The following is a 13,407-nucleotide window of genomic DNA, read 5'->3' on the forward strand; positions in this document are numbered from 1 at the left end:
CCCGAAAGCCGCCGTCAGCGTTCGCTGGTGGCGCGCAGGTTGTCTGAGGTGTAGAAGTCGCGTTTCAGACGCGGGTTGCCGGCCCCGTCGGTCAGCCAGCGATGGTCGTTCTTGCCGGTGCCGATAGAGGTCATGTCGTACAGGTAGCGACCGTCAACCAGGTTGTATTGCGCCTGGGCTTCCATGTCGCAGGTGCCGGTCTCGTACACCGGGATCGTGTAGCCCTCGCGGACTTTCCAGATTTGCCCTTGTTTGTCGTAGTCCACCGCCATCAGCGCGTTCCAGCTGTCTTCATCGATGTAGAACAGACGCTTAGGCGCCTGATGGCGCATGCCCTGGCGGACGGTGGCCTCGACGACCCAGACGCGATGCAGCTCATAGCGACGTGACTCGGGGGCGATGAAATCGCGCTTGGCGACCTCTTCAATCTTCGCCGAATTGTCGTAGGCCCCGAACGAGTTGTAGGGCACCAGCATTTCCTGCTTGCCGACCAGCTTCCAGTCGAAGCGGTCCATGGGGCCGAAGAACACGTTCGACTCATCGATGGTGTATTGATTGTCCAGGCCGATCTGCGGTGCGTCATAGGAGTACGCCGGCATGCGACGCACCCGGCGCTGGCCCGGGAAGTAATAGAACGTGGTGGCTTGCTCGCCGGCCTTGGTCGTTACCACCCCAGCCTGCCCGGCAAGGGCCGCAGGTTCGGTGTAGCTGAAGTAGGTTGCGACTTCGAACCGATCGAATGAAGAGAACAGCGCGCTGCCCTTTACGCCCCATGGTGTGTACATGAACCAATCGGTAGACGTTCGTAGCCATTCTTCACTGCCCTTGCGCGGTGAAATACCGGAAACGGTTTTCGACATATCGAAGCCCACGCCGCGATAACGCATCTTCATGTTCCACATCACCTCGGCTCCCGAGGTTGGAAACGGAAAGGGAATGCCGGGCACGTAAGCTTCCTGCAGCGCCAGCCCATCGCCGTCGAGCTTGGCGAAGCCGACGTTCTTCTTCGTATTCTCTGCAACGAAGTCCGGCACCCCACAACTGCGCCGCGTCGGGTAAATATCCATCCGGTAGCCGGGAATCTTCTTGAACATTTCCACCTGGCCAGGTGAAAGCTTGCTCGAGTACTTCGCGACATTGCCTGAGTCGATACTGAACAGCGGTTTGTCATCCTTGAACTTCCATTGCTGGCCTCGCACCTGGCCGTGGCTCCAGCCGCCACCTTGTGGTCCGGGTGGTGCCCAGGCGGGAATCACACCATCGGCACTGGCTGCTGCCTCGCCTCCCAGTGGGGTCAGTTTGGTGCCAAGTAACGCAGGATCCTGGTCTGCCGCCTGCGCAGTACAGAAAAAGGCCGATGCGGCAACAGCCGCGACCAGATACCTGATGACGACACCTGTAGAAGCCTTGTTATTGGGGCGCTCAATCACTGTGTTCATGGGTGGATCCTCGTGAGCCTTGATCAGCAACGGGGCCGTCTGGACGGTGGTAACACGTTGCCTGCGCGAACCTAATCAACTGACTTGATCAGTTGACCAAGTCGGTTGATCAAAGCAAGGCTGGTGCCAAGAATCGAGGGGTTGGAAATAGTCGTTTTTTATCAATCGATTGCGAGGTCATCGGGACAGTAGAGCCGATAAAATTTTTGCAAAACGTTTCCCGTGTTTCGTTAGAACGCACCTGTTTGTGAATTCACGAAACGATTGTTACCAATAATGGTGCACGTGCTTGGGGGTGTCTTTTCGCCCATGACGTTTGGCGATTCATTGCTGTAGCATCCGCTAGCGTCGACACTGCCCCTGCCATTACGCAGGGGCCAGGAATATAGGAGATTGCTGATCTATGGCCAGAATGGGCGCTGAATTACGCCGGCAGGATTTCGTCGAAGCCACGATCAAAGTGATTGCCGAGCACGGCGTCGCCAATGCCACGACCCGCCGTATTGCGGCGGCCGCCGATTGTCCGTTGGCATCACTGCATTACGTGTTCCATACCAAGAACGACCTGTTCTATGCCGTCTATGAATCGCTGTTCAGCCTGCCCCCTCAAGCACTGGAACATGTGCCCGCCGGAACGACTGCCGGCGAGACCGCTGCCGAAGTCCTGCGGCAGTTGATCACCTGGTTCATCGATCATCCGGATGCAGCCAAGGCGCAGACCGAGCTGTTCTTCTGGGCAATGCGCAATGACCCGGAAATGGCCAGCAAGATCTACTCGGTGGCCATTGAAGCGACCGAGCAGGCGCTGGAACGCGCCATCGGGGCTGAGCTGGGGAAGCCGTTCCTGAAGGCGACAAGTCGCCTTCTGATCCAGCTGGTTGACGGGCTGACCATCGCGTGGTCCGCCCATGGTGACCTGTCGAGATTGAGAGCCGAGACCGAGACGGCTTGCACAGCGCTATTGCTGGTGGTAGCCAGTCACTGAGTCAATCCTCACACGCTGCTGACCAGATGGCCGCCATCCACCGCCAACACACTACCGGTCATGAACGCACCGGCGTCGCTGGCCAACAGCAAAAAGGGACCGGCCAGTTCGTGCAACTGGCCCAAGCGACGCATCGGCACCTGATCGCGGATGTAATGGTTGCCCTTTTCGTCGTCAAAAAAGGCTTCGTTCATCTGCGTCTTGAAGTAGCCCGGCGCGATGGCGTTGACCCGAATGTTGTACCGCGCCAGTTCCAGCGCCAGTGATTTGGTCAGTTGTACCACCCCGGCTTTGGCCGCGCAGTAATGGCTGTAACCGGTGCCGACGCGCAACCCGAGGATCGACGCCACGTTGACGATGCTGCCGCTGCGCCCGGTGCTGGCCAGCCGTTGCGCCGCAACCTGGGCTACACGCCAGACACCGTCCAGATTGGTCGACAGCATTGCGCGCCACTGCTCCTCGCTGATCTCCAGCGGGCGCTGCCCGTTACCGATTCCAGCGTTGTTGAGCACGACGTCAACCACACCGAAATGCGCCTGGGCCGTATCGAACGCCGCCTCGACGCTGCCCCGATCCGTCACGTCGAGCTCGAGCGGCAGCGCCTGCCCGCAATCCCACTCAATGTCCTTGGCGACTTGCGCCAGCTTTTCGACGCGCCGCGCGGTCAGTACGACCCGGGCGCCGGCATGCGCAGCGACCCGGGCCAGATATGCCCCAATGCCGCTGGAGGCGCCGGTGATCAATACCGTTCGGCCGGCAAGGGAAAAATTCTGGACGAAATCGTGGGTCATCAGTACACCTCCAAATGAATGACGCTGGCGCGCGCTGCGGGCAAACAGGCCCCTTCCTCCGGAGCCGGCCAGGCATGAGCTTGATGCGTGGTCGCCCTCATGACCTGCCCGCCTCCGGAGAAAGGGAATTTTCAGATTTTTTCGATGCGGGATCTGCCGGCGGCGACCAGGCGCTCCAGAAGCGCTGCCGGGCGAAACCACATATCACCGTACTCGCCAAGCGTGCGGCGATAGTGATCAATGCGGCTGAGTACCGTGTTCAAGCCCAATTGCTCGGCGTAATGCATCGGGCCACCGAGGTGAGCGGGAAAGCCGTAGCCGTTGATCCAGACCAGATCAATGTCACTCGCGCGCAGTGCGACACCTTCATCCAGCAATTGAATGCCTTCGTTGATCATCACGAACAGGCAACGGTCATGAATCTCCAGGTCTTCGATGCTGCGCCGAGATATGTTGAGTTCACGGGCAAGCTGTTCGGCCAGCGTGATGACTTCCTGATCTTCGGTACGGCTGCGTCCCTCGTAGAGGTAAAAGCCACGTCCGGTCTTTTGCCCGTACCGCCCCAAGGCATACAGTTCCTCGGCGAGACAGCAGTAGCTCTGGTCATGGGCAATGGCTTCCCGGTTGGCGTCGCGCATCAGAAAGCTCACATCGATGCCTGCCAGATCCAGCATGCTGAATACACCCATATTCAAGTCCAGACTGGTCAGCACAGCATCAACCCGCGCCGGCGTCGCCCCTTCCAGTACAAGTCGGTGGGCTTCGCGGGCATAGGGTTCGAGCATGCGATTGCCGATGGAGCCCGCGCTGTTACCGGACATGACCGGAAGTTTGCCGATACGCCTGGCGATGTCCACGACAGCGGTTACCACGCCCGCCGCTGTGGCCTGGCAGGAGGTAATTTCCACCAGGCGCATCACATTGGCCGGGCTGAAGAAATGCATGCCGATGACGTTCTGTGGCCGGGAGACGGTCTTGGCAAGCGCTTCGATATCCAGCGACGACGTGTTAGTCGCAAGAATGGCGCCCGGCTTGCAGACATTTTCCAGCGCGAGGAACACCTGTTGCTTGCTCTCCATCTTTTCGCATACCGCCTCAATGATCAGGTCGGCATCCGAGAGGTCTGCGTAGTGGAGCGTGCCAAACAACAGCTCCATGCGCTGCTGCACCTGTACGTTACTCAGCTTTGCGTGTTTGACGCTGAGTTGATAGTTCTCGCGAATTCGCTTGAGACCACGATCCAGTGTGCGCCCATCAAGGTCCATCAGCGCCACGGGAATGCCAACATCGGCAAAGCTCATTGCGATACCTCCGCCCAAGGTGCCTGCACCGATCACGGCAACCTTGTTGATCTTGCGCGAAGTATCGGCAGGTTCACTTCGGGGCGTCCGTCGTGCTTGTTGTTCTGCAAAGAACACGTGCCGCAATGCTTTGGACTGACGTGACGCTTCAGCCTGCTTGAACAGCGTCAATTCGCGCACCAATCCCTCTTCCATGGGCAACAGGCAAGCGGCTTCCAACGCTGAAAGCACCAGCCTGGGCGCCAATCGGCTTTTCCAGCGGGGCTCATGCTCCGCACGATAGCGCGTCAGGAAACCATCGGGTAAACCCTCGGTGGGGTTTGGCCAGGCTTCGGCGGGCCGTGCCGGGGCACAGCAGTCGATCAGCTCATTGGCATAAGCCCGAGCTTCCTCCAGCAACTGGTCAGTGCTGGAGGAAATACGGTCGAGGATGCCGAGCATACGAGCGCGCTCGGCATCGATCTGTTCACCTGACAAGATCAGGTTCAAAGCCGATTCGGCGCCTATCAGCCTGGGCAGGCGTTGCGTTCCGCCGGCACCGGGCATCAGGCCAAGATGGATTTCCGACAGCCCTACCCGCGCATCGGGTGCTCCAATCCGGTAACCACAGGCCAGAGCCAGCTCCAGCCCTCCTCCTAATGCAAGCGTGTCAATTGCAGCAATCAGTGGTTTATGAATGGCACTCAGGTGCGTCAGGATGCCCGGCAAGTCAGGCTCGGCGAAGCAGGCTTCGGTTCCGAATTCCCTGATATCGGCACCGGCACTGAACAGTCCCTGCACACCATACAGAATCATCGCTGCCACCGTCGTGTCGGTAGCGGCACGCTCACAGGCATCAATGAGTGCGGCACGCAGGGACTGGTCGAGTGCGTTGACCGGCGCACGGTTCAGACCGATCAGGGCCAAGCCTTCTTCGACACGGTAATGGATCAGGTCACACATGGGGTGTCCCTTGCAGGCATTTTCAGGGTGTTGAGATGGGGCGCGAAGGCCGAAAATTGGCGGCTTGTTATAAATTGCGGAAAACGTCACCAATGCTGGCAACGGGATAAGCGGAATACGGCTGCGCTGTCAGAGTTGAGCTCACCGGGCTGAAACCACCGTAGGAACCCAATGAGTAGAAACTATGAATTGCGTAGATGGCGAGGGAGACAAGCGTCAAGGCCAGGCAGGAAAATAGAATAGAGCGCATCGTAAACCTCCGTCATCCGGCGGGAGCCAAATGCAGTGTCTTTTGTTATTGAAGGTTTCGATTCTGGATAATGACCGCTGCGAAAGCTTGGCAGATCGCGCCATGTATTTTGCAGTTCATGACAGTCAAGCGCCTGGCACAGTGGGCAGGTCTGAATATCGGGCACTGAGCTGATAGTGTCTCAAATGAACTAACTTCCTTGATTTCTACGGTTTTCGTTGCAGTATTGAGCTTTTCCTGCACAATTCCTGGCATTGAAATTCGATCGAGACTGACTGATGTCCCTGACTCCTCAAGACGAAAGACTCATCAAGGCGTTGGCCCTGGCCATCGTTGATCGCCCTCGGGCGACGCTCAAGGAGCTGGCAGAGGCGGCTGGCGTGAGCAAGGCCACGCTGCACCGCTTTTGCGGCACCCGTGAAAACCTTGTGCAAATAATGGAAAGCCATGGTGAGACGGTGTTGAACCAGATCACCACCACGACCGATCTATTGCACGGTGAACCAGGACAGGCGTTGCGCAGCCTGATCAATGAGCACCTGGCTCATCGTGAAATGCTGGTTTTCCTGCTCTTTCAGTACCGCCCTGACACGTTTACGGTTAATGGTGAGGGCGACCGTTGGCAGTCTTACGCCGATGCCCTGGATGCTTTTTTTCTGCGTGGCCAGCAGATGGGCGTGTTTCGCATCGACGTCACCGCTGCCGTTTTCACCGAGCTGTTCCTGACCATGATCTTCGGTATGGTCGATGCCGAGCGCCGTGGGCGTGCGGCCAGTGCCAACTCGGCCAATGTGCTGGAGCAGATGTTCCTGCATGGCGCTGCCAGTGCCACGCGTGCCCAGTAACCCTCACTCGGATTTCCTGCAAAAAAAAGCCCCGTGACCTCTCGGTCTACGGGGCAAAAAGGTTGGATGCGCCAACCAAAAGAGCTCTTGCCAGGCTTTACCTGACGGTTTTTTGCGTTGACCATCCTCCGCCCAACGAACGGAACAGATCGACCAGAGCGATCTGCCGCTGAGTGCTGACTTCGATAAACGTCGTCTCGTTGACGAAGTTGGTACGCTGGGCGTCGAGGTAACGCAGGTGACTGTCAATGCCACCTTCATAACGTGCCTTGGCCAATTTCAGGCTCTCGCTGCTGGTGTCGGCCAATGCGCGTCGTGCCGATTCTTCCCGGCGCAAGGTGTCGGTGGCGGCCAATGCGTCTGCGACCTCGCGAAACGCCGTCTGAATCGTGCCCTCATACGCCGCTACCGCGGAGTCCTTGCGGACTTCCGCCAACTTGAGCCCGGCACTGTTGCGGCCTGCATCAAACAAAGGCAGTGAAAGGTTCGGCACAAAACTCCAGGAACGTGAGCCGCCGTCGAACAAACCGGACATTTGTGCGCTGGACGTGCCAAAGCTGCCCGTCAGGCTGATGCGCGGAAAGAATGCCGCCCGTGCAGCACCGATGTCGGCATTGCGCGCCTGTAGCCTATGCTCGGCGGCAAGGATGTCGGGCCGGCGTTCGATCAATGTCGAGGTGGTGTCAGGTGCGATGTCCTGAACCAGCATCGGCTCCGTAGACAGCCTGTCGGGTATCGACTTCGCGGCATCCTTGCTGCCGAGCAACAACACCAGCGCATTGAAGGCCTGCTGTTTCTGACGCAGGTTGCTTTCCTGTTCTGCGCGCGATTGCTCTACCAGCCCCAACGCTTCCTGGTAATCCAGGGCAGTCGCTGTGCCGTTGGAACGACGTTGGCTGATGAGCATGAACGAGTATTCGCGACTGATCAGGGTCTGCTGGGTCAGATCCAGGCGACGCTGGGCGCCGTCGTGAACCAGGTAAGCCTGGCTGACTTCGGCGATCAGCGCGATCTGCGCGGCGCGAGCCGCCTCTTCGGTGGCCAGGTACTCTTGCAGCGCGGAATCACTGAGGCTCTTCACCCGGCCAAACAGATCCAGCTCGTACTCGGGCAGCGACAGGCCGACCTGATAGCTGCTGGCAACCCCCGCCCGCCCGTTGCTGGCCAGATCTGCCGGCAGGCGCTGACGATTGCCGGATGCACCGGCATTCAGACCGGGTACCCGGTCGGCCCGCTGGATGCGGTACTGGGCCCGGGCCTGCTCGATGTCCAGAAGGGTCTGGCGCAGTGAACGGTTGTTGTCCAGTGCGATCGACACCAGACGACGCAAGTCGGGATCGACGATGAACGCCTCCCACGCCAACGGGTTGATCGAACTGCCCTGCTTCATCGACCCTTCCATCCAGTGATCGGCAACCGGCGCAGCGGGCCGCTCATAAGTGGGCGCCAATGAGCAGCCACCCAGCAGCATGGCGACCACCAGCGTAGAAAAAGCTGAAATACGCATGAGTCACTCCTGAGTCAAAGCAGGTTGGTCAATGGGAGCCGGCTTGCTGCGCAGCATCGACAGCACCCAGACAAAACAGATCGGTACGAACAGCACACCCAGCAGCGTCGCGCTGAGCATCCCACCGATGACACCGGTACCGATTGCCCGCTGGCTCGCCGCCCCTGCTCCGGTTGCCAATGCCAGCGGCACCACGCCGAGGATGAAGGCCATGGAAGTCATCACGATTGGCCGGAAGCGCAGGCGTGCGGCCTCGATGGCGGCGTCACGCAGGCTGTAACCCTTCTCCCAGAGTTCCTTGGCGAACTCGACAATCAGAATCGCGTTCTTCGCGGCCAGACCGATGATGGTGATCAACCCCACCTTGAAGTACACGTCGTTGGGCATGCCGGCGACCATGACCGCGAGGACCGCACCGATGGCGCCGATCGGTACGATCAGCATTACGGTCAACGGAATCGCCCAGCTCTCATAAAGCGCCACCAGCAACAGGAACACCACGAGGATTGCCAGCGCGAACAGTTGCGTAGCCTGGCCGCTGGAGACCTTCTCCTGATACGACAGACCGGTCCACTCGTAGCTGAAACCTGCCGGCAACTGCGCCGCGATTCGCTCCATTTCCGCCATGGCTTCACCGGTGCTGTATCCCGCCCCCGCATCACCAACGATGCGCACCGACGGATAACCGTTGTAGCGCACCACTTGCACCGGACCTTCCTCCCAATGGGTGGTGACGAAAGCACTGAGCGGCACCAGATCGCCGGCGTTGTTGTGCACGTACAGCTTGAGCACGCTTTCCGGAGTCATCCGCTCGCCCTGCTCGGCCTGCACCACCACGCGCTGCTGACGGCCGGAGTTGGTGAAGTCGTTGATCACCTGCGAACCGAACGCGGCAGACAGAGCGTTGCTGATCGATTCAAAACTCACACCCAGGGTGCGAGCCTGGTCACGGTCGATCACCACCCGCAATTGCGGCGACTCGGCCAGACCTTCCATCATTGCGTAGAGAATTTTCGGGTTGCCGTTGGCCTGACCGAGTACCTGGTCGCGGGCGGCGAGCAACGCTTCACGGCCCAGACCCGCGCGATCCTGCAGGCGCAACGCGAAACCACCGGAGTTGCCCAGACCGTCAATCGGTGGCGGCGGTACCGCCATCACTGCGCCGTCGTTGGTCACAGCAAATTGCTCGTTCAGCGCCGTGACTTCCGCCATGGCCGATTGATCTTCGCCACGCAGCGACCAGTCCTTGAACACCGGGAATGCCAGCGCTGCGTTGTCGCCCATCCCGGAAAAGCTGAAGCCAGAGACCAGGAACGTCGACTGGACCGCGTCACGGGAAGCGAGGTAGCGCTCCAGTTGCTCGCCGGTCGCTTCGGTGCGGGTACGGGTCGCGCCTGGTGGCAACTGGACGTCGACAATCATATAGCCCTGGTCTTCCACCGGTACGAACGACTCGGGCAGGCGCAGATAGAAGTAGCCGAGCATGGCGATGATGCCCACATACACCAACATCATCCGGCCAGCACGTGCCACCAGCCCGTTGTTGAGGATCGAATAACGCTCGGTGAGCTTCGCGAAGCCACGGTTGAAGGCGCCGAAGAAGCCGCGCTTTTCATGGTGGCCATGTGGAATCGGCTTGAGCAGCGTGGCGCACAGCGCCGGGGTGAACGTCAGTGCCAGGAAACCGGAGAACAGAATCGACACCGCCAGCGACACCGAGAACTGCTGATAGATCACACCCACCGACCCGGACATGAACGCCAGTGGCATGAACACCGCCGACAGCACCAGGGTGATACCGATGATCGCGCCCGATACCTGCCCCATGGCCTTCACCGTGGCGTCGACCGGAGACAACCCCTCCTCGGCCATGATCCGTTCAACGTTCTCCACCACCACAATGGCGTCGTCCACCAGGATGCCGATCGCGAGCACCATGCCGAACATGGTCATCATGTTCACGGAGAAGCCCAGCACGTACATCATCAGCAGCGTGCCCAACAGACACACCGGTACCACAATCGATGGGATCAATGTGTAGCGGATGTTCTGCAGGAACAGGAACATCACCAGGAACACCAGCACCATCGCTTCGATCAAGGTATGAATCACCTTCTCGATCGCGACATCGACGAAACGCGAGGTGTCATAGGGGACGGAATACTCAACGTCATCCGGGAAGTACGCCGACAGTTCGGCGAGACGTTCCTTGACCGCGGTTGCGGTCTGGATTGCGTTGGCGCCGGGAGACAACTGGATGGCCGCCGCCACCGCAGGTCTGCCGTTGAGGCGCGAGTTGAAGTTGTAACTCTCCTGACCGATTTCCACGCGGGCGACATCGCTCAGCTTGACCGTCGAGCCGTCCTCGTTGGCACGCAGGACAATGCGCGCAAACTCCTCTGGGTTATCCAGGGTGCCTTTCACCGCCAAAGTGGCTGTCAGTTCCTGCTGGCTGCTGGTCGGCGTACTACCGAAGCTGCCGGCCGGTACCTGCACGTTCTGTCCGCGAATGGCAGCGCTTACGTCGTCGATGGACAACCCATAACCCACCAGTTTCTGCGGGTCGAGCCAGATGCGCATCGCCGCTTCAGAGGAGAAGAACTGTAGCTTGCCGACGCCCGGCACCCGGCGCAGTTCGTTGTTGATATTGCGCGCGGCGTAGTCGCCCAGCGCAGTCGTATCACTGTGCTGGGTGCCTTCCTTGTAGTTGAGCGCATAGATCAGTAGGAAACCGGCGCTGGTCTGTTCCACCTCCAGGCCTTGGGTGAGCACTGCTTGCGGCATGCGGGCTTCAGCCTTTTTCAGGCGGTTCTGCACGTCGACCTGGGCGAGTTGCGGATCCGTTCCGGGCTGGAACGTCACTGCAATCTCGGCAATGCCGTTGGAGTTGTTGGTCGACTCGAAATACAGCAGGTTCTTGGCACCATTGAGCGACTCTTCGATCACGCTGGTGACCGAGTCCACCAGCACCTTTGCCGAGGCGCCCGGATAGGTTGCCGTCACCTTGATTTGCGGCGGCGCTACGTTGGGATACTGCGCCACCGGCAGCATCGGGATGACCAGCAGACCGGCCAGAGAGATGAACAACGCCACCACCCAGGCGAAATTCGGGCGCTTGATGAAAAACTGAGACATCGGAATATCCTCGAGGCGACAGCGCCCTTACTGTTTCGACTCAGGCGACTGAGCCTGCGCTTGGGGCTGCCCAGGTACGACCTTGGCGCCCGGCTGCAGGCCGCTCAGGCCGCTGACAATCACCTTATCGCCAGCCTTCAGCCCCTCACTGATCTGCCAGCGCGAACCTTGCATCGCGCCGGTTACCACAGTGCGTGCTTCGGCGCGGTCGTCGGCACCGACCACCAGGACCTGGGCACCGCCATCGCTGCCGCGTTGCACCGAGCGTTGCGGCACAAGAATGGCTTGGTTGTCGGTGCCTTGTGGTGTGCGCACGCGCACGAACATGCCAGGCAACAGCACGCCGTCGGTATTGGCGAACTTGCCGCGCAGCGACACCTGGCCAGTGCCACGGTCTACGGCGACATCAGTAAACATCAGCGCGCCCTGGCGCTCGTAAGCGGTGCCGTCGATGCGAATCGACAACGCCTTGTTGTCGTCAGCGGAGAGCTTTCCGCCCTTGAGCGATTCGCGTAGACGTAGTGCATCAGCAGCCGACTGGGTGAAGTCGACATACACCGGATCCAGTTGCTGAATCCGCGCCATCAGGGTGGCGTCACCTTGACCGACCAAGGCCCCCTCAGTGACCAGGGCACGACCTACGCGACCGGAAATCGGCGCAGTCACCGATGCATAACTGAGGTTCAGGCGGGCACTTTGCAAATCAGCCTGGGCTGAGCGGGTGGCTGCCTGAGCGCTGCGCAGGTCCGCCATGGCGCTGTCGAAATCCTGTTGGCTGACCGCCTCGATTTTCACCAGGGGCTCATAGCGCTTGACCCGTGCCTGTGCCTCAAGTGCAACGGATTGCGCACGGGCCAGTTCACCCTCGGCGCGAGACAAGGCCGCCTTGAGCGGTGCCGGATCGATCTGGAACAACAGGTCACCGGCTTTGATATCGGCGCCCTCTTCAAAACGTTTTTGCATCACGATGCCAGGTACACGAGCGCGCACTTCCGCGACCCGCACGGGTTCCACCCTGCCCGGCAGCTCTGAAGTCAGTGCCAAAGGCTCCGTCTGCACTGCCAACACCTCTACCGGGCGCGCCACTTCGGCTACATCCACTTGTTCATTCGCGGGTCCACACCCGGCCAACGCAATGGCTGCTGCCAGCGAGCCCGCCATCCCTACTGCACGCAAATTGCCCATAACTCACCCAAGGCTTGATTGAATTTGGTGCGAATGCTACTTTCCAAACCCTAATGAGTCAACATTGTCTCACTTGAGAAATGTGTGATTCTTGTATAAACATCGCTTGAGGCGTGGTGATGACCCCGAACTCCCATGATGAACAAATGCTCAAGTCGCTGACCGTGGCGGTCGTCACCCGACCGCGGGCGACCATGAAAGAGCTGGCGCAATTGGCAGGCGTGAGCAAGGCGACCCTGCACCGCTACTGCGGAACACGGGAAAATCTGGGGCAGCGACTGGAGGAATATGCCGAAGGCACGCTCAATATGATTATCCGCAGCGCCGGTTTGCAGCACCTGCAGCCACTGGACGCATTGCGTCGACTGATCCGTGAGCACCTTGCCCATCGCGAACTGCTTGCCTTTCTGATGGCGCAATACCGCCCTGACTTTCTCGACTTCGAACGGGGCGACACACGCTGGCAGTTTTACCTGGAGGCGCTGGATGGGTTCTTCCTGAGAGGTCAGCAAAAAGGGCTGTTCCGCATCGACATCACCGCCGCGATATTTACCGAGCTGTTCATCACGCTGATCTACGGCCTGGTGGATGCCGAGCAGCGCGGGCGTGCTGCCAACGCCGATTCGGCACGCACGCTTGAGCAAATGTTCCTGCACGGAGCGCTCTCTGGTGGCGAGTTCCGCGAGCACGCCTCTGCACAGGAAAGTGCGCTGTAGTGCTCAGAAATGTGTGAAGGCGTCGCTGATGCCGGCAACCGGTGGGTGATTGGAATGATGAGCAACAGTGTGGTGAGCGGAGCGCGGCTGAAAATACAGCGCCCCCGAAATCAGTGCGACTACCAGCAAAGCGAACAGAGACCGACGCATCGAACACCTCCACCGTCCAGCGTGGGGCCGAACGCAGGTTTTTTGTTATTGGTGGTTCGAGTCTGGTCTCGATACCAAGGTGAAAGCTTTGCAGATCGCGCCAGAAATTTTGCATATCGTGCCAATGCCGCCCAGGCCAGAGACGGCTCGTCATTCGGAGG

The 13,407-nt window shown here is 59.6% G+C and carries 9 protein-coding genes; 3 read left to right on the forward strand and 6 right to left on the reverse strand.

What is annotated here, in order from left to right:
• Positions 1 to 14 precede the first annotated feature (14 nt).
• Positions 15 to 1,439, reverse strand: coding sequence for a DUF1329 domain-containing protein (locus tag ACQRBV_RS21585; RefSeq protein WP_411984129.1), 1,425 nt, complete (start codon positions 1,437 to 1,439; stop codon positions 15 to 17).
• A 403-nt stretch (positions 1,440 to 1,842) separates the two neighbouring features.
• Here ACQRBV_RS21585 and ACQRBV_RS21590 point away from each other — a divergent pair, with 403 nt between their 5' ends.
• Positions 1,843 to 2,424 carry a TetR/AcrR family transcriptional regulator gene (locus tag ACQRBV_RS21590; RefSeq protein WP_411984128.1) on the forward strand — a complete coding sequence of 194 codons (582 nt, stop codon included), beginning with the start codon at positions 1,843 to 1,845 and terminating at the stop codon, positions 2,422 to 2,424.
• An 8-nt stretch (positions 2,425 to 2,432) separates the two neighbouring features.
• Here ACQRBV_RS21590 and ACQRBV_RS21595 read toward each other — a convergent pair whose 3' ends face one another.
• Together ACQRBV_RS21595 and ACQRBV_RS21600 are read right to left on the reverse strand one after the other, a co-directional pair.
• On the reverse strand, positions 2,433 to 3,215 hold the full coding sequence (locus tag ACQRBV_RS21595; RefSeq protein WP_411984127.1) for an SDR family NAD(P)-dependent oxidoreductase: 783 nt from the start codon (positions 3,213 to 3,215) through the stop codon (positions 2,433 to 2,435).
• A 131-nt stretch (positions 3,216 to 3,346) separates the two neighbouring features.
• Positions 3,347 to 5,458, reverse strand: coding sequence for a 3-hydroxyacyl-CoA dehydrogenase NAD-binding domain-containing protein (locus ACQRBV_RS21600; protein ID WP_411984126.1), 2,112 nt, complete (start codon positions 5,456 to 5,458; stop codon positions 3,347 to 3,349).
• Between the two features lie 528 nt (positions 5,459 to 5,986).
• Between ACQRBV_RS21600 and ACQRBV_RS21605 the strand changes: the two genes are divergently transcribed.
• Entirely contained in the window at positions 5,987 to 6,553 is a 567-nt protein-coding gene (locus ACQRBV_RS21605) for a TetR/AcrR family transcriptional regulator (RefSeq protein ID WP_161548091.1), read from the forward strand.
• A gap of 97 nt (positions 6,554 to 6,650) precedes the next feature.
• Here the strand turns inward: ACQRBV_RS21605 and ACQRBV_RS21610 are convergent, their stop codons facing one another.
• Genes ACQRBV_RS21610 through ACQRBV_RS21620 form a run of 3 tightly spaced genes read right to left on the reverse strand, consistent with a single transcriptional unit; the run spans position 6,651 to position 12,380 of the window.
• Positions 6,651 to 8,060, reverse strand: a complete 1,410-nt coding sequence (locus tag ACQRBV_RS21610) for an efflux transporter outer membrane subunit (protein ID WP_161548092.1) — start codon at positions 8,058 to 8,060, stop codon at positions 6,651 to 6,653.
• A gap of 3 nt (positions 8,061 to 8,063) precedes the next feature.
• Positions 8,064 to 11,195, reverse strand: coding sequence for an efflux RND transporter permease subunit (locus ACQRBV_RS21615; RefSeq protein ID WP_161548093.1), 3,132 nt, complete (start codon positions 11,193 to 11,195; stop codon positions 8,064 to 8,066).
• 27 nt (positions 11,196 to 11,222) lie between these two features.
• Positions 11,223 to 12,380 carry a MexC family multidrug efflux RND transporter periplasmic adaptor subunit gene (locus tag ACQRBV_RS21620; RefSeq protein WP_411984125.1) on the reverse strand — a complete coding sequence of 386 codons (1,158 nt, stop codon included), beginning with the start codon at positions 12,378 to 12,380 and terminating at the stop codon, positions 11,223 to 11,225.
• A 119-nt stretch (positions 12,381 to 12,499) separates the two neighbouring features.
• Here ACQRBV_RS21620 and ACQRBV_RS21625 point away from each other — a divergent pair, with 119 nt between their 5' ends.
• The gene (locus tag ACQRBV_RS21625) at positions 12,500 to 13,096 is read left to right on the forward strand and encodes a TetR/AcrR family transcriptional regulator (RefSeq protein ID WP_126871080.1); all 597 of its coding nucleotides are present in this window, start codon (positions 12,500 to 12,502) and stop codon (positions 13,094 to 13,096) included.
• The last annotated feature ends 311 nt before the right edge of the window (positions 13,097 to 13,407 follow it).

Origin of the sequence: Pseudomonas sp. R11F, assembly GCF_050312575.1 — a bacterium.
Lineage (GTDB): Bacteria > Pseudomonadota > Gammaproteobacteria > Pseudomonadales > Pseudomonadaceae > Aquipseudomonas > Aquipseudomonas palleroniana.

Coding starts and splice junctions, on each gene's coding strand:
- ACQRBV_RS21620 (WP_411984125.1), bottom strand. CDS start 12,380: ATGGGCAATTTGCGTGCAGTAGGGATGGCGGGCTCGCTGGCAGCAGCC.
- ACQRBV_RS21600 (WP_411984126.1), bottom strand. CDS start 5,458: ATGTGTGACCTGATCCATTACCGTGTCGAAGAAGGCTTGGCCCTGATC.
- ACQRBV_RS21585 (WP_411984129.1), bottom strand. CDS start 1,439: ATGAACACAGTGATTGAGCGCCCCAATAACAAGGCTTCTACAGGTGTC.
- ACQRBV_RS21625 (WP_126871080.1), top strand. CDS start 12,500: ATGACCCCGAACTCCCATGATGAACAAATGCTCAAGTCGCTGACCGTG.
- ACQRBV_RS21610 (WP_161548092.1), bottom strand. CDS start 8,060: ATGCGTATTTCAGCTTTTTCTACGCTGGTGGTCGCCATGCTGCTGGGT.
- ACQRBV_RS21605 (WP_161548091.1), top strand. CDS start 5,987: ATGTCCCTGACTCCTCAAGACGAAAGACTCATCAAGGCGTTGGCCCTG.
- ACQRBV_RS21595 (WP_411984127.1), bottom strand. CDS start 3,215: ATGACCCACGATTTCGTCCAGAATTTTTCCCTTGCCGGCCGAACGGTA.
- ACQRBV_RS21615 (WP_161548093.1), bottom strand. CDS start 11,195: ATGTCTCAGTTTTTCATCAAGCGCCCGAATTTCGCCTGGGTGGTGGCG.
- ACQRBV_RS21590 (WP_411984128.1), top strand. CDS start 1,843: ATGGCCAGAATGGGCGCTGAATTACGCCGGCAGGATTTCGTCGAAGCC.